12 protein-coding genes and 1 other RNA gene are annotated in these 15,898 nt (G+C 57.8%); 12 read left to right on the top strand and 1 reads right to left on the bottom strand.

Going from position 1 to position 15,898, the window contains the following annotated elements; genetic code table 11:
• The first annotated feature begins 250 nt into the window (after positions 1–250).
• From HX814_RS17380 to HX814_RS17335, 10 genes are all read left to right on the top strand, one after another.
• Entirely contained in the window at positions 251–1,945 is a 1,695-nt protein-coding gene (locus tag HX814_RS17380; RefSeq protein WP_134325713.1) for a lactate permease LctP family transporter, read from the top strand.
• Between the two features lie 70 nt (positions 1,946–2,015).
• On the top strand, positions 2,016–4,826 hold the full coding sequence (locus tag HX814_RS17375; RefSeq protein ID WP_134325712.1) for an FAD-binding and (Fe-S)-binding domain-containing protein: 2,811 nt from the start codon (positions 2,016–2,018) through the stop codon (positions 4,824–4,826).
• A gap of 186 nt (positions 4,827–5,012) precedes the next feature.
• Positions 5,013–5,297 (top strand): hypothetical protein, encoded by a 285-nt coding sequence (locus HX814_RS17370; RefSeq protein ID WP_008436825.1) that lies wholly within the window; start codon positions 5,013–5,015, stop codon positions 5,295–5,297.
• Between the two features lie 103 nt (positions 5,298–5,400).
• Positions 5,401–5,794: a transfer-messenger RNA gene (gene ssrA, locus HX814_RS17365) on the top strand.
• A 188-nt stretch (positions 5,795–5,982) separates the two neighbouring features.
• Positions 5,983–7,239: an integrase domain-containing protein gene (locus tag HX814_RS17360; RefSeq protein ID WP_177009218.1), complete on the top strand. Its 1,257-nt coding sequence runs from the start codon at positions 5,983–5,985 to the stop codon at positions 7,237–7,239.
• A gap of 963 nt (positions 7,240–8,202) precedes the next feature.
• Entirely contained in the window at positions 8,203–9,603 is a 1,401-nt protein-coding gene (locus HX814_RS17355; RefSeq protein WP_177009219.1) for a YfjI family protein, read from the top strand.
• Positions 9,587–9,946, top strand: a complete 360-nt coding sequence (locus HX814_RS17350) for a hypothetical protein (protein ID WP_177009220.1) — start codon at positions 9,587–9,589, stop codon at positions 9,944–9,946. Before HX814_RS17355 ends, HX814_RS17350 begins: the two co-directional genes overlap by 17 nt.
• Positions 9,924–10,904 carry an integrase domain-containing protein gene (locus HX814_RS17345; protein ID WP_177009249.1) on the top strand — a complete coding sequence of 327 codons (981 nt, stop codon included), beginning with the start codon at positions 9,924–9,926 and terminating at the stop codon, positions 10,902–10,904. Before HX814_RS17350 ends, HX814_RS17345 begins: the two co-directional genes overlap by 23 nt.
• Complete coding sequence (locus HX814_RS17340; protein WP_371318527.1) at positions 10,901–11,260, top strand: hypothetical protein; 360 nt, start codon at positions 10,901–10,903, stop codon at positions 11,258–11,260. The genes HX814_RS17345 and HX814_RS17340 overlap by 4 nt, the downstream gene beginning before the upstream one ends.
• A 22-nt stretch (positions 11,261–11,282) precedes the next feature.
• Positions 11,283–12,275: a hypothetical protein gene (locus tag HX814_RS17335; protein ID WP_177009221.1), complete on the top strand. Its 993-nt coding sequence runs from the start codon at positions 11,283–11,285 to the stop codon at positions 12,273–12,275.
• Positions 12,276–12,316: 41 nt separating this feature from the next.
• Here the strand turns inward: HX814_RS17335 and HX814_RS17330 are convergent, their stop codons facing one another.
• Positions 12,317–12,730 (bottom strand): very short patch repair endonuclease, encoded by a 414-nt coding sequence (locus HX814_RS17330; RefSeq protein WP_069077034.1) that lies wholly within the window; start codon positions 12,728–12,730, stop codon positions 12,317–12,319.
• 29 nt (positions 12,731–12,759) lie between these two features.
• On the opposite strand from HX814_RS17330, the gene HX814_RS17325 reads away from it, so the two are divergent.
• On the top strand, positions 12,760–14,361 hold the full coding sequence (locus tag HX814_RS17325; protein WP_177009222.1) for a DNA cytosine methyltransferase: 1,602 nt from the start codon (positions 12,760–12,762) through the stop codon (positions 14,359–14,361).
• Between the two features lie 88 nt (positions 14,362–14,449).
• A complete protein-coding gene (locus HX814_RS17320) occupies positions 14,450–15,895 on the top strand; it encodes an ATP-binding protein (protein WP_177009223.1) in 1,446 nt (481 codons plus the stop codon).
• The last annotated feature ends 3 nt before the right edge of the window (positions 15,896–15,898 follow it).

The following is a 15,898-nucleotide window of genomic DNA, read 5'->3' as shown; positions in this document are numbered from 1 at the left end:
CACCATCCCGACCACTCGCCGGGGCCCCTATTCTGGCCTATCGCCGAGTATCCGGCACCTATCAGAACGCCCTCGTTTAAGCCAATCAGCCCCCACCAACCCCGACCTACGACCAAAGATTCACAAGCGGCAAATTGACACATCCCCCAGAAGGCTTTTAACCTAGCCAACGGTGATTATAAATTGGTAATACCAATTACCCAAATCATCCAAGCAGTGCCTGACCAACAACAATTAGGGGCCACCCCATATGCAAACCTGGCAACAGCTCTACAGCCCGCTCGGCAGCCTCGGCCTGTCCGCACTGGCCGCCGTCATTCCCATCGTATTTTTCTTCCTGGCCCTGGCGGTGTTTCGCCTCAAAGGCCACGTTGCGGGCAGCATCACCCTGGCACTGTCGATCCTGGTGGCGATCTTTGCCTTCCAGATGCCGGTCGACATGGCGCTCGCCGCCGCCGGTTATGGCTTTGCCTACGGCCTATGGCCAATCGCCTGGATCATCGTCGCCGCCGTATTCCTGTACAAACTGACGGTCAAGAGCGGCCAGTTCGAAATCATCCGCAGCTCCGTGCTGTCGATTACCGACGACCAGCGCCTGCAAGTGCTGCTGATCGGCTTCTGCTTCGGCGCGTTCCTGGAAGGCGCCGCCGGTTTCGGCGCACCGGTGGCGATTACTGCCGCACTGCTGGTAGGCCTGGGTTTCAACCCGCTGTATGCCGCCGGCCTGTGCCTGATTGCCAATACCGCCCCCGTTGCGTTCGGCGCACTGGGGATTCCAATCATCGTGGCCGGGCAGGTGACCGGGATCGATGCATTCAAGATCGGCGCCATGGCCGGTCGCCAGCTGCCGCTGCTGTCGCTGTTCGTGCCGTTCTGGCTGGTGTTCATGATGGACGGCCTGCGCGGCGTCAAGGAAACCTGGCCTGCCGCGCTGGTTGCGGGCCTGAGCTTCGCCGTAACCCAGTTCTTCACCTCGAACTTCATCGGCCCGGAACTGCCGGACATCACCTCGGCCCTGGCCAGCCTGATTTCCCTGACCCTGTTCCTGAAAGTCTGGCAGCCCAAGCGTAGTGCCGGCGCGCAAATCGTTGGCGCAACGTCCGGCACTGCCGTCACTGCCAGCGCCGGTGGCTTTGGCCTGCCTCGCAACACCCTGGCTTCGCCTTACAGCCTGGGGGAAATTTTCAAGGCCTGGTCGCCGTTCCTGATCCTGACCGTGCTGGTCACCATCTGGACCCTCAAGCCGTTCAAGGCGATGTTCGCCGCCGGCGGCGCGATGTACAGCTCGGTATTCAACTTTGCGATCCCGCACCTGGATCAACTGGTGATCAAGGTTGCGCCCATCGTTGCCACCCCGACAGCCATCCCGGCGGTATTCAAGCTTGATCCGATTTCCGCCACCGGCACGGCGATTTTCTTCTCCGCCCTGGTATCGATGCTGGTGCTGAAGATTGATTTCAAAACTGGTCTGACCACCTTGAAAGAAACCTTTTATGAGCTGCGCTGGCCGATCCTTTCCATCGGCATGGTGCTGGCCTTTGCCTTCGTCACCAACTATTCGGGCATGTCATCAACCATGGCCCTGGTGCTGGCGGCTACCGGCGCGGCATTCCCGTTCTTCTCGCCATTCCTTGGCTGGCTCGGCGTGTTTCTGACCGGCTCCGACACCTCGTCCAACGCGCTGTTCAGCTCGCTGCAAGCCACTACCGCGCACCAGATCGGCGTCAACGACACCTTGCTGGTAGCGGCGAACACCAGCGGCGGCGTGACCGGCAAGATGATCTCGCCGCAGTCGATTGCCGTGGCATGCGCCGCCACTGGCCTGGTGGGCAAGGAATCCGACCTGTTCCGCTTTACCCTCAAGCACAGCCTGTTTTTCGCGACGATCGTCGGGCTGATCACCTTGGCCCAGGCTTACTGGTTCACCGGTATGCTGGTGCACTAAGACCTGCACGCGATAGGGTAAGAACCGACGCCGGGCAGCGATTCCGGCGTCTGCTATTTCTGGAGGACCGATGAGCCTGCCTGCTGCTTTTCTGAGCGACGCCGCACAACTGATCCCGAAAGATCGTCGTTTCGACGATCCACTTTCCACCCTCGCCTTCGGCACCGACGCCAGCTTTTACCGACTGATCCCACAACTGGTAATCCGGGTTGAATCGGAAGATGAAGTGGTGGCCTTGCTGCAACTGGCCCAGCGCGACCGCGTGCCGGTGACCTTTCGTGCGGCGGGCACCAGCCTTTCGGGACAGGCCATCAGCGACTCGGTACTGATCGTGCTGGGGGACAATTGGAACGGGCGCGAGATTCGCGGCCAGGGCACACAAATCCGCTTGCAGCCCGGCGTGATCGGGGCGCAAGCCAACGCCTGGCTGGCGCCATTCGGGCGCAAAATCGGTCCGGATCCGGCGTCGATCAATGCCTGCAAAATTGGCGGCATCGTCGCCAACAATGCCAGCGGCATGTGCTGCGGCACGGCCCAGAACACCTACCACACCTTGGCGGGCATTCGCCTGGTGCTGGCCGATGGTAGCCGCCTGGACACGGAAGATCCGGCCAGCGTTGCGGCCTTTCGCCAACGCCATGGCGAGCTGCTTGACCGCCTGGCGGCACTCGGTCGAGAAACCCGGGCCAACGCCGAATTGGCTGCAAAAATCCGCCACAAATACCGTCTGAAAAATACCACCGGGTTGTCACTCAACGCCCTGGTGGATTTCGACGAGCCACTGGATATCCTCAGCCATTTGCTGGTCGGCTCCGAAGGCACCCTGGGCTTTATCAGCGCAGTGACCTACGACACGGTGATCGACCACCCGAACAAAGCCTCGGCCCTGATCGTGTTCCCCGATGTGGAAACCTGCTGCAACGCGGTGACCGTACTCAAAACCCAACCTGTTTCAGCGGTTGAACTACTGGACCGCCGCAGCATGCGTTCGGTGCAGGACAAACCCGGCATGCCGGCTTTCGTACAGCAGCTATCGGAAAATGCCTGCGCCCTGTTGATCGAATCCCGCGCCGCCTCGCCCTCACTGCTGCATGAGCAACTGGCACTGATCATGGCTTCCCTGGCCAGCTTCCCGGTGGAGAAACAAGTCGACTTCACCGAAGACCCGGTGGAAAACGCCCGCCTGTGGGCGATCCGCAAAGACACCTTCCCCGCCGTGGGCGCCGTGCGTAAAACCGGCACCACCGTGATTATCGAAGACGTGACCTTCCCGGTGGAACAACTGGCCATTGGCGTTAATCGCCTGATCGAGCTGTTCGACAAACATCACTACGACGAAGCGATCCTTTTCGGACACGCCCTGGAAGGCAATCTGCACTTTGTGTTCACCCAAGGCTTCAACAGCGCGCAAGAAGTCGCACGCTACCAGGCGTTCATGGACGACGTCGCCCAGTTGGTGGCCGTGGAGTTTGGCGGCTCGCTGAAGGCCGAGCACGGTACCGGTCGCAACATGGCGCCCTTTGTCGAACTGGAATGGGGCAGCGATGCCTACCAATTGATGTGGCAGCTCAAGCGCCTGCTTGACCCCAACGGCATTCTCAACCCGGACGTGGTGCTCAGCGAAGACCCGCAAATCCACCTCAAGCACCTCAAGCCACTGCCCGCCGCCGACGAGCTTGTGGATAAGTGCATCGAGTGCGGTTTCTGCGAACCGGTGTGCCCGTCGAAGGGGCTGACCCTGAGCCCGCGCCAGCGCATTGTGATCTGGCGCGATATCCAGGCCAGGAAACGCGCCGGTATCGACACCACTGAACTGGAAGAGGCGTATCAATACCAGGGCATCGACACCTGCGCGGCGACCGGGCTTTGTGCCCAGCGCTGCCCGGTAGGCATCAATACCGGCGACCTGGTGAAAAAGCTGCGCAGCCGCGACGCCGACCGTACGAAAACCGCCGAATGGCTGTCGACGCACTTCGCCACGGCACTGCAAGGTGCGCGCTTCACCCTGCACGTGGCCAACGGTGCGCGCATGCTGCTGGGCGCTCCGCGACTGGCGAAGCTCTCGGCCACGGTAACCCGGCTGTCCAAGGGGCAAATCCCCCAGTGGACCAACGCCATGCCGCAACCGGAAAAGGCCATTCGCTTCAGCCCCGCCGTGAGCGATGAGCGCCCCCGCGTGGTGTACCTCGCCGCCTGCGTCTCACGCGCGATGGGCCCAGCAGCCGGTGACAAGGAACAGATGTCGCTGTACGACAAAACCCGCGGCCTGCTGGAAAAAGCCGGTTATCAGGTAGTCTTCCCCGACAATCAGGACAACCTCTGCTGCGGCCAACCATTCGCATCCAAGGGCTACGCCGAACAAGCCGAACACAAACGCCAGGAACTGATCGGCGCCCTGCTCCACGCCAGCCGTGGCGGCCTCGACCCGATCTACTGCGACACCAGCCCGTGCACCCTGCGCCTGGTCCAGGACCTGGCCGAAACCCGTCTCGACCTCTACGACCCCGTGCGTTTTATCCGCACGCACCTGATGGACCGCCTCGACTTCACCCCCCAGGAAGCCCCGATCGCCGTGCACGTCACCTGCAGCACCCAACACCTGGGAGAGAGCCAGGCGCTGATCGACCTGGCCAGGCAGTGCAGCAAAAACGTGGTGATCCCCGAAGGCATTCATTGCTGCGGGTTTGCCGGCGACAAAGGCTTCACCACGCCAGAGCTGAACGCGCACTCACTGCGCAGCCTGAAGGACGCCGTGCAGTATTGCAGCGAGGGTATCTCCACCAGCCGTACGTGTGAGATTGGCCTGACACAACACGGTGGAATTGATTACCACGGCCTGGTGTACCTGGTGGATCGAGTAACCCAGGCGCGCGCCCACTAGGGCCGCACTCTTTGGGTGCAAAACCTAATGATTTCGGGGTTTTTCGACTAATCCAGCGACAAAACAGAACCCCTGCGCGCCGGCGTAGTCATCTGCATAGGCCTCGACAAACGAGGCTCATCAGTGACCTCGCTGGCTGCACGGAAAACCGGCAGCATCGAGCCCTATTTGCACAAGGAGATACCCATGAAGCGTTCCGCTCTTGCTGGTTTGTTCATTACCGCTGCGATGCTGGCCTCCCCCGCGTTTGCGGCCGGAACAAAAGACGATCTGTGCCAAATCAACCTGGACAAAATCAACAACGGTAAAGCGTTGCTCGCCACCGACACCAGCGGCAAATCTGGCGAAATCGACACCGCCGTTTCCCAAGCCAAGGCAGCCCATGCGGCAGGCGATGACAAGAAATGCATCGAGATCACCTCCAAGGCCCTGCAAAGCCTGCAAGACTCGGACAAAGGCGGCAATCAGTAACTCGCTGATTGCCCGAGGCCAACCTTCGGGTTGGCCTTCTGTGACCGATTGACGTACACTGCACAGGCTTGTCACTCACTAAGAAACAACGAGTTACAAGCACGGGGCCGTTTAGGATTCGACGCCGGTTGCGAAACTTTAGGTGCATGCCGAGTTGGTAACAGAACTCGTAAATCCACTGTTGCAACTTCTTATAGTTGCCAATGACGAAACCTACGGGGAATACGCTCTCGCTGCGTAAGCAGCCTTAGCCCTTCCCTCCTGGTACCTTCGGGTCCAGCAATCATCAGGGGATGTCTGTAAACCCAAAGTGATTGTCATATAGAACAGAATCGCCGTGCAGTACGTTGTGGACGAAGCGGCTAAAACTTACACAACTCGCCCAAAGCACCCTGCCCTTCGGGTCGCTGAGGGTTAACTTAATAGAAACGGCTACGCATGTAGTACCGACAGCGGAGTACTGGCGGACGGGGGTTCAAATCCCCCCGGCTCCACCATTTGATCAACTAAAGACGTCCACGGACGTCTTTTTTTGTGCCTTGAATTCAGTAAATTTAAGGGTTTGTAGCTCTTTTGAGGGCCACAATGGTTTTTTGGGTTCCAGCCATCCTGGTATTCCCGGTGGTATTCCAGCCTACTTGGGGCTAATCTTGGGAATACCAAAAGGTGTCATGGAGCTCCTCCCATGTGCGCTCAAACAGCTCGCCTCTCCGACCGCCAGCTCAAGGCTGTCAAGCCCAAAGACAAGGACTACGTCCTCACGGATGGCGACGGCCTCCAGCTCCGCGTCCGAGTCAACCGCTCGATGCAGTGGAATTTCAACTACAGGCATCCAGTCACCAAGAATCGAATCAACATGGCGCTCGGTTCCTATCCCGAGGTCTCTCTGGCGCAAGCTCGGCGCAAAGCGGTTGATGCTAGGGAAGTACTTGCACGGGGGATCGATCCCAAGGCTCAGCGCAATGATCTCGCGCAGGCCAAGCTTGCCGAGACGGAACATACGTTCGAGAAAGTAGCTACCGCCTGGTTCGAGCTTAAAAAGGACTCGGTCACGCCCGCCTATGCCGAGGACATCTGGCGCTCACTCACGCTGCACGTTTTTCCGAGCATGAAATCGACACCGATCTCGGAAGTCAGCGCACCGATGGTGATAAAGATCCTTCGGCCTATCGAAGCCAAAGGCAGTTTGGAAACCGTGAAACGGGTTAGCCAGCGCCTCAACGAGATCATGACCTACGGGGTCAATTCAGGAATGATCTTCGCGAACCCGCTCAGCGGGATTCGGGCGGTGTTCAAGAAACCCAAGAAAGAGAACATGGCGGCGCTACCACCCGAGGAGCTTCCTGAGCTCATGCTGGAAATAGCGAACGCCAGTATCAAGCGCACGACCCGCTGCCTGATCGAATGGCAGTTGCACACGATGACTCGCCCCGCCGAGGCGGCGACTACTCGCTGGGCAGACATCGACTTTGAAAAGCGTGTCTGGACCATCCCACCGGAGCGGATGAAAAAGCGCCGCCCCCACAGCATCCCGCTGAGCGATCAAGCCATGGCATTGCTGGAAATACTGAAGCCCCACAGTGGTCATCGGGAATACGTCTTCCCGGCAGATCGAAACCCTCGTACTCATGCCAATAGCCAGACCGCCAACATGGCGTTGAAACGTATGGGCTTCCAGGACCGCTTGGTCAGCCACGGCATGCGCTCGATGGCCAGCACCATCTTGAATGAACATGGGTGGGACCCGGAGCTCATCGAAGTGGCGTTGGCGCACGTCGATAAGGATGAAGTGCGCAGCGCCTACAACCGAGCCGACTACATCGAGCGCCGGCGGCCGATGATGGCTTGGTGGAGCGAGTACATTCTGAAGGCGTCGACGGGCAATCTCTCGGCCAGCGCGATGAATGTGGCCAGGGATCGGAACGTAGTACCGATCCGATAGGACAGCGACAACGGCGACACTGGCGACAGCCCGCGTGGCAACTCAGTCTTTATCGTCTGAGCTGATGGCGACAGTCGCCAACTCGCCTCGCTCTTGGTTTCTCCGGCTAAGCCCGTGAGCACGGGGAGGCTTCGCATCCCCATGCTCACGGGCTAACACTAGAAAGCGACAAACGGCCACTTTGCCACTGACAGCCACCGACTTCCAAAGCACGCCAGAGGAGGAATCTGGCGTATTTCCATGTGCCCTTCACCAATTGACCCGGGCCGCGGTGACCGATAGAACGAAGGCTCAAAGCGCTGCCCTCGGCAGCACCCCAGATGACCAGAGCCTTCAAGGTCATGCCGCTAACCCGGTGGTTCATCCCAAAGTGCGATTCGCGCCCGGAGGCTCGCACGGTCATTCGCCAGAATGATGGACGCCCTCTAAACAATCCGCCTAGTGCGGCTGCCCGCTAACCCTTTAGCCCTGCAGCAACGAACCTGCTCGGCCAACGTTTTGCGCCAACCTATCGCCCGTCTCTTTTTCCAGAAAAGAGACGGGCGCTCCTACCACTGCTGCAGCCCACACCGTACGTAACTTTGCGGCAATTCCCCTCGTGACAATCGGCGTGACAAACGCTGATGTCACCAGCAACAGCGCTGTAGGTGATGGTGCCGCAGACCAAGGAATGGGCCGCACCTGAATGACAATCAGGCATGCCCCGGTCACCACATCGCTGCGTTCACCTGGCTCAGGATCTCGCGTCGCTGGTCTCGTCAGCCAGCGTAGCCTCCACCCGCCCACCGGTATCGGAGCTCAGGAGGCCAGATCATGAGAAGCCCAAGCTCCCGGTCGTAAGGAGCCGTCAGTCCTGCGTTAGTGGACAAACCTCACAGGTCGCAGGGGCCTTGATCCCTGATAACACTCAACAACCGTGGCGGGATGAGTGAGGACAAAGTCGATAACCTCAGGAGAATAGCGATGCAACTGTGCGAAGCATTCGAGCCACCACAACCCTTGCTGGAATACCTGCAGTCGCCACTGCCCTACCCGGTCGAAGCACTCGGGAATCTCTTGGGCCCTGCGGTTGAACGACTGGCCGAAGTGATCGGCGTGCCCTGCGCCATGGCTGCACAATCGATGCTGGCCAGCGCTGCCCTAGTAAGTCAGGGTCATGCCAATGTCCACCTCGACGGACGAACCTATCCGTTGTCGCTATACCTACTGACGGTGGCGTCCTCGGGTGATCGAAAAAGCGCGGTGGATCACCTGGCACTGAAGGCGGCGCGCGACTGGGAACGACAGCAGTGGACCCTGTATGCGGAAAAGCTCAAAGCTTATCGCGCCGCTACCAGCATCATGGCCAAACCCAAAACAACAAAGAAACGCGCGGAGGTGGAAGGCGGTGAGCTATCCGAGCCGGTACCGCCGAGACTGATCATTACCGAGCCCACCATCGAAGCGTTGATCAAAAGCCTGTGCCATGGCTTGCCCAGCATGGGCTTGTTCAATGATGAAGGTGGCCAACTCTTGGGCAGCAGCACCATGAGCAAAGAGAACCTGCTTAAGGCGATTACCACCTTGTCGACACTGTGGGATGGCAGCCCGATCGACCGGGCGCGCTCCATGGCTGGAGAAAGCCTGCGCGCCTATGACCGCCGCCTCAGCCTGCATTTGATGCTGCAGCCTTACTTGGCCAACCAGCTGCTCAAAGACTCGGTGATCAAAGGCCAAGGCATCCTGGGCCGCTGCCTGATCAGCTGGCCCGAACGTCTGGTCGGTCAGCGCTTGTACAAGGCAGTCGACCTGACGCGAGATGCCAAGGTTCAGCGCTACCAAACGCGCATTACCGCCCTACTGGATAAGCCACTGTCGCTGCACAAAGACAGTTCACTTAACCCCGCCAGGCTGGAACTGACGCCCAGCGCTCGCACTGCCTGGATTGATATTCACGACACCATCGAATGCCAGTCTGGCGAGTTCGGTGAACTGGCAGGAGTCCAATCCGTCGCAGGAAAAGCAGCGGCCAATGTGCTGCGCATCGCCGGTGTGCTCGCGGTAATTGAAGATGCGAATGTAGTGAGTGAGGCCCACATTCAACGCGCCTCAACACTGATGGATTACTACCTGGCGGAGATCCAACGCCTGACCGAACAAGAGCCAATCAACACTTTACGTGAGGAAGCGGATCGACTGCTGCGCTGGCTGACGCAAAAAGGCTGGACCCAATTCACCATCCGCGACCTCAATCGCAACGGCCCTCGCTTTGCCCGCAAGAGTAGCCATCACACCGCCACACTGCTCGTCGAGCTAATCACGCATAACTGGTTGAACAGTCGCGATGCCAAAACTTTCGAGGTCCGCCATGTTTCGCCTCAATGACTCGGTACGCTGCTACCAGGCGCAACATCAATCGCAACCAGAAACACGGCGTGTCGCCGCTTCTGTCGCCACCTTGTCGCCACGCGCCAGGCCAGGAATGACGCGGGTTGTCGCCACTGTCGCCGCAGCCGCCACCCCACCACTTGACCCCGCCAACATCGCCCTGCTGATCGAGCGACTGCGTGAGGAAGGGGCACTGCTGGAACACCAGGAGAACGCCCTCCTGATCCGCCCGACACACTGGCAGCAGGTGGACAGGCTCAGCCCCCACTGGAAAGCCCTGCTGCTCTTTCTGCAAACAAACGAAAACGGTGATGACGATGGCACTGGTCGGTCGGCGTGATGGTCGCAACTTTGGCTATGGCCGCCAGCTGAGCTACGCCGGCCCACAAGCGCTAAACGATTTGTTTGCCGGCGGCCACTTCGCCACGGTCAAAGCGCATAGCGATCGCTGGCAAGCGTTCGTGCGTTGGTGTCGATCAGTGGACGGCCCCGGTTACAACGATGCACGTCAGATCGATCGACGGACGCTGCAAGACTATGCCGCGTACCTGCGCCTGCAGATCCAGCAAGGTGAACTCTGCATCGCGACCGCGCAGAACCGCCTAAGCAGCGTCAACCGAACCCTCGCTGCGCTGCGCGGTGATCAGGACGTGAGGATCGCCAGCCCTAGCCTGGCGTTGGGACAGCAGCGCTCTAACGTACGCACCCGCGCGCCGGATGGCCAAGACCGCCAACAAGTGCAGCGAGTGATTGAGGCGCTTGGCGAACAGCACCACGAGCGGGTGGCGGCAATTGTTCTGTTGGCTCGAACAACCGGTATGCGCCTGCGCGAAGCGATCCTGGCTGACCTACCACGACTGCAACGCGAAGCCGAACACTTGGGCCGTATCAACATCCAGGACGGCACCAAAGGCGGCCGCTCAGGGGCATCAGCGCCGCGATGGCTCAATGCTAATGAAGAGGTGAAGGTGGCGCTACAGCTCGCCCGAAATGCGTCGCCGCCCCGCAGCCGCAACTTGCTGGCCCGAGGCGAAAGCTACGCCGCATTCCTGCAACAGACCGTACTCCCCGCCCGCGAAGTGCTACATGAACAAGCGCTTAAGGGCTTTCATGAACTGCGAGCGGCCTATGCCTGCGAGCGTTACGAACAGCTCACTGGCCACGCGGCCCCAGTCAATGGTGACCACTGCTATCGAATTGACCGCGACCTTGATCAACGGGCGCGCCAACAAATCAGCCTTGAGCTCGGGCATAACCGGATTGATGTGGTTTCGGCTTACATTGGAGGTAGAGCGTGACCAAGCCCTTCGATATGGCGCTGTTCCTGAGCGGCGTACTGACCGGCTCGAAGATCACGCAGCAACGCCACCTATGCCAAGCCCGAATCATGCAGGCCGCCATACAACAGCGATGGCAACGCGATAATCCCTGGACCTGGCAGCTCAAGCATGTGCGCTGGTTTTTCACTCAGCACCTGAAGGATCATTCCGACGCCACCCGGTATTACTATCGCCTCACCACCCTATTGATCTGGAAACGATTAGGGAATCACCGAGAAATGTTGATCCAACGCTCGAATAGAGCCCTTGGAAGCAGCGTCGTTTCTAGGCATGATACTGCATGTGGCCAGCATTACGACATCGAGTGCTGTTAGTTTCCGTTTAGGCGATAGGGATATGGAAGTAGCGATAAGGGTGATGTCTCGCGGACAGGAAATCGACCGCATCATGCGCCCCCTCAGAATGGATGGGGGGCGGCCTGCCGTCACCTACAGAAAATTGCTCTGGCCAGTAGAAGACGGCTGTATCCATATCGAAACCGAACACGATGCGGCCCTCTACCATGTGAGTACGAAGCTTGACGACTGGGTGGAGCTTGTCACGCGCGTACTACCAGAGTCACTCCCAACTCACATCGATGAGTGTGCAGAACTACTTCGTGCCTACTTCCGGGAAAATCTGCCTCATGGCGTTATACGCGCATCTTCCTCGCTGGTATCTGTTGGCCTAGAGAATGAAGCGCGCGACTTGCTAGTAGATTTCCTGCGCGAAAAGCACGACTCAGAACGCCTGAGCAAGCTGATACAGATGCAGCTGCTTTTCAGCGAAAGATCCAGCACCCCGCTCCCCCCTACGAATACAAATCCATCTGCTGAAAATACAGAGTCTGAGATCGATACAGCCATATCCATCGAAGATGAGAAAACACTGGACTGGGATTGGATACCAGCAGATGAGGCGCAAAAACCAGAAGTAGATGACCAAGTCCTGAGAACACAGGCCGAATCCACCCAAGAAACTATAGGTGCCTACCGCACCATAGAACGTGGCGCAGTGATTTCGGGCCTCGCCGAATCTCTGAGCGAATCAGTATGGGTCGAAGAGCTTCTTCTACCGCCACAAGGTCGCACTTCCTCACTTGGGGAGAACACGCTTTTAGAGCGCACGGCAAAACTCGGAACCATCGCATTGGACCTATTGAGATACTTTGCAGACAACCCGGGGGACCGAGCTGCCCACGCTGAATTGGTACTTGGATACCCTATCGCGGATATCAACAAACTACTTACGGGCTCCCTAAGCCACTACCTGAAGAGAAGCGGGCCAGGTGGATGGGAATGCCACCCGTGGGCTTTAAGCATTCTAACCGCCCTCGACGAAGCCTTGTGAACGCATCAGATCGCAGGGATGCTCACTGGCAATCTGCCGCACTACTCAAGAGCCCTCAGGCGCTCAAGCAACGCAAGCAGGGCGGTCTCAGGATGTCTGAGCTCGCACTCCCACAAGACCAGAACGTTCCATCCATCACTCTCCAACCTCTGCAATACCGTCAAGTCTCTTTCAACATTGGATTGAAGCTTGGCCGCCCAGAAATCGACTCGTGTCTTGGGCAAGACAGCATATTTACATCCAGCATGGCGATGCCAAAAACACCCATGTACAAAAATACAGACCCTGAGTCTAGACAGTATAATATCCGGTTTTCCCGGCAGGTCTTTGCGATAAAGTCGGAACCGGTAGCCATGGGCGTGCAGAAAGCGCCTGACTGTCATTTCCGGCTTGGTGCCCTTCCCTTTGATGCCAGCCATCATGCGGGATCTTGTGGCGCGGTCGACGACATCCATTTAGTACTTCCTCAAAACAGCGTGGTTTCATGAGTCGTAGCTATCCCATCCAGGTCGTGGATCTCTTTGCAGGCCCAGGCGGTCTCGGAGAGGGCTTTTCCTCTCACTCCAGCAACAATGCTGAGACCTTCGAGATCAAGGTCTCAGCCGAGATGGAGATCTCGGCTCGCTCCACTCTGCGACTCCGGGCTTTCTACAGGCTGCTGAAAAACCAACAACCCGAGGCCCTAGAGGATTATTACAACTTTTGCGAAACAGCAGATGTAGCGGAGCCCTACACAAACAGAAGTCTTGAGGCCTGGAAGCATGCTGACAACGAGGCGCAGCTGCTGGAGCTGGGTACAGAAGAAGGCAACATCCGGCTCGACAGAATGCTGGAACATCGCCTCGACGAAACCAAACCATGGGTTTTGATCGGCGGCCCACCATGCCAGGCCTACTCAATCGTCGGGCGTGCAAGAAATCGCGGAAAACTGGACTATCGAGCAGAGGACGATCATCGACACTTTCTCTATCGTGAATACCTGAGGATCATTCAAAAGAAAAGACCCGCAGTCTTCGTGATGGAGAACGTGAAAGGGATTCTTTCATCGAAAGTAGCTGGCGAGCAGATGTTTCCACAGATCCTGCGAGACCTCGCTGACCCGGACGCAGCATTGGGAGAAAGCGAAAACGGGCCAAAGTACAGGATCTGTTCGCTGGTAGCCGATGACATCTACGAAAGCGGAGCTGACCCGGACAGCATCGAACCAAGCAACTACATCATTCGGGCCGAGAACTACGGCGTTCCTCAGGCCAGGCATCGAGTGATACTTCTCGGTGTTTCCGAGGAGTATCTAAACGCTCTTGGAGATCACAAGCTATCACCAGTCCAAGGACCATCAATAGACAAGGTCATCGGCTGCCTACCGCCCTTGCGAAGCACTCTTACCAAAGTAAAGGACTCTCCTGATGTCTGGGCAGATACCGTGCGTGAGCATCTGAGGGAGCTGAACCAGGAGTGCCTTCTACAGGTACCCGATATGCCTGAAAGACTAGGTCTAGCCACAAAACTCGGTATTCTCGCCAGCAGCTACGATGGTAGAGACCTGAACTCGGGAGGATTACGTGTTCTCAAAAAGAGTGCATGGAATGGCGTGACAGGCACCCACCTCGATGGCTGGCTGCAGGATCCTCGGCTCAAGTATTGGCTCAATCATGAAGCACGAGGGCACATGAGCTCCGATCTGCGTAGATACGTTTACGCTACCGCCTTTGCCGAGACATACAAGGACTCGCCCAAAGGCCACCATGACTTCAACCTGCCAGGACTCGAACCAGACCATAAAAACTGGAAGACCGGAAAGTTCAGCGACCGCTTCCGGGTACAGAGATCGGGCATTCCCTCCACGACGATAACCAGCCATATCGCCAAGGACGGTCACTACTTTATTCATTATGATCCCAGACAATGCAGAAGCCTGACTGTCCGCGAGGCCGCCCGACTGCAAACTTTCCCTGACAACTATTTCTTTCTCGGAAACAGAACGCAGCAATTCCATCAAGTGGGCAACGCAGTTCCACCGCTTCTGGCTCGACAGATTGCAGATGTTGTAGCGCGCATTATCAGAAACGGAAAAGACACGAGATAGAGTCAATCCAGGCACTACATGCTCGACAGGGAGAGTTCACTTGCCACCGTCATTCAAGAGTCGAAATGCCCCTCCAAAGGCCAGCGCAATGGTCGAGGCACTGCGTGGGCTTGGCTACAACACACAGACAGCACTGGCCGACATTATCGACAACAGTGTAGCGGCAGGTGCGTCGGAAGTCAGAGTCGAACTAATCTGGGCAGAGACAGAGAGCCGAATTACCTGCCTAGACAACGGCACTGGAATGTCAGCAGCCGGGCTTGATCTTGCCATGAGACTGGGCGAGCGAAACCCGCTAGAGGAGCGATCAAAGTCTGATCTTGGTCGTTTTGGCCTTGGACTCAAGACCGCCTCCTTCTCACAGTGTCGCAGGCTGACTGTAGCGACAATCGGCACCGACAACATGCAGTCTCTACGCTGGGACCTCGACTACCTAGCCAATAGCCATGATGGCGGCTGGCACCTTCTAGAGGGCCCCCACCCAGGCTCGGAGAAATGTCTGGCGCCTCTTTCTGATGCAGGCAAAGGAACAATGGTGCTGTGGGAGGAACTAGACAGAATTATTACGCCAGGAAGTACGGTTCAGGACTTTCTTAACCTTGCCGACAAGGTGGAGCAGCATCTCGGAATGGTCTTTCACCGATACCTTGAAGGAAGCAGGCCCCGCCTCAGAGTTCTGCTCAATGGTCAGCCCGTAAGGCCTTGGGATCCCTTTATGACGGACCATCCGGGAAAGCCATACAACCCTCCCGTATTCAAACATCCATCCATCAGAGGTATCGAGGCCGAATGTCATGTTCTACCGCACAAGGACATGCTTTCGCCTGAAGACTTCGAGCGCTTGGGCGGCCCTGATGGCTGGACAGCGCAACAGGGATTCTACGTTTATCGCAACGAACGCCTTCTGGTAGCAGGCAGCTGGCTTGGGCTGGGAACCGGTAGATCTTGGACAAAGGACGAAGCCCATCGCCTGGCCAGAATCCGGATTGATATCCCGAACTCTGCAGATGCCGACTGGAAAATCGATATCAGGAAGTCCACAGCACGGCCCCCCATCTATCTTAGAGACTGGTTGACCAGCTTAGCCGAAGCGACCCGTGCCCGCGCCAGACGAGCTTTTGCCCATAGAGGACGACCAACATTGCTTGGCAACAAGCAGGTTGCTGAAGCATGGAAGGTCGAACGGCTCGCCAGTGGAATGCGATACAGAATAGATAGCGACCACCCTGCAGTAAGAGACGTTCTGGATGAAGCAGGAACATTGCTCCCCCAGATCAAGGCAATGCTGCGAGTTATCGAAGAAACCGTTCCTGTCCAGCGGATATGGATTGATACGGCAGAAAACAAGGATACCCCGTGTACGGGGTTCGAGAAGGCACCATCCAGCGAGGTCAGTGAGATTCTGATGGTCATGTACCGCGGCATGGTCGAGAGGAAGGGATACTCAGCCTCCTCCGCCAAGGAACAACTCCGAGCGACAGAACCCTTCCATGCCTTCCCTTACTTGGTAGATGCTCTGCCTGACAATTTATAAGGA

Origin of the sequence: Pseudomonas sp. C8002, assembly GCF_013385765.1 — a bacterium.
Classification (GTDB): Bacteria; Pseudomonadota; Gammaproteobacteria; order Pseudomonadales; family Pseudomonadaceae; genus Aquipseudomonas.
The sequence above is the reverse complement of the archived record's forward strand: the minus strand, read 5'-3'. Positions and strand labels throughout refer to the sequence as shown.

Bases quoted from the DNA above. Each gene is read 5' to 3' on its own strand.
- HX814_RS17330 (WP_069077034.1), bottom strand. From the start codon at position 12,730: ATGGATGTCGTCGACCGCGCCACAAGATCCCGCATGATGGCTGGCATC.
- HX814_RS17350 (WP_177009220.1), top strand. From the start codon at position 9,587: ATGTTTCGCCTCAATGACTCGGTACGCTGCTACCAGGCGCAACATCAA.
- HX814_RS17375 (WP_134325712.1), top strand. From the start codon at position 2,016: ATGAGCCTGCCTGCTGCTTTTCTGAGCGACGCCGCACAACTGATCCCG.
- HX814_RS17360 (WP_177009218.1), top strand. From the start codon at position 5,983: ATGTGCGCTCAAACAGCTCGCCTCTCCGACCGCCAGCTCAAGGCTGTC.
- HX814_RS17380 (WP_134325713.1), top strand. From the start codon at position 251: ATGCAAACCTGGCAACAGCTCTACAGCCCGCTCGGCAGCCTCGGCCTG.
- HX814_RS17355 (WP_177009219.1), top strand. From the start codon at position 8,203: ATGCAACTGTGCGAAGCATTCGAGCCACCACAACCCTTGCTGGAATAC.
- HX814_RS17335 (WP_177009221.1), top strand. From the start codon at position 11,283: ATGGAAGTAGCGATAAGGGTGATGTCTCGCGGACAGGAAATCGACCGC.
- HX814_RS17370 (WP_008436825.1), top strand. From the start codon at position 5,013: ATGAAGCGTTCCGCTCTTGCTGGTTTGTTCATTACCGCTGCGATGCTG.
- HX814_RS17345 (WP_177009249.1), top strand. From the start codon at position 9,924: ATGGCACTGGTCGGTCGGCGTGATGGTCGCAACTTTGGCTATGGCCGC.
- HX814_RS17320 (WP_177009223.1), top strand. From the start codon at position 14,450: ATGGTCGAGGCACTGCGTGGGCTTGGCTACAACACACAGACAGCACTG.
- HX814_RS17325 (WP_177009222.1), top strand. From the start codon at position 12,760: ATGAGTCGTAGCTATCCCATCCAGGTCGTGGATCTCTTTGCAGGCCCA.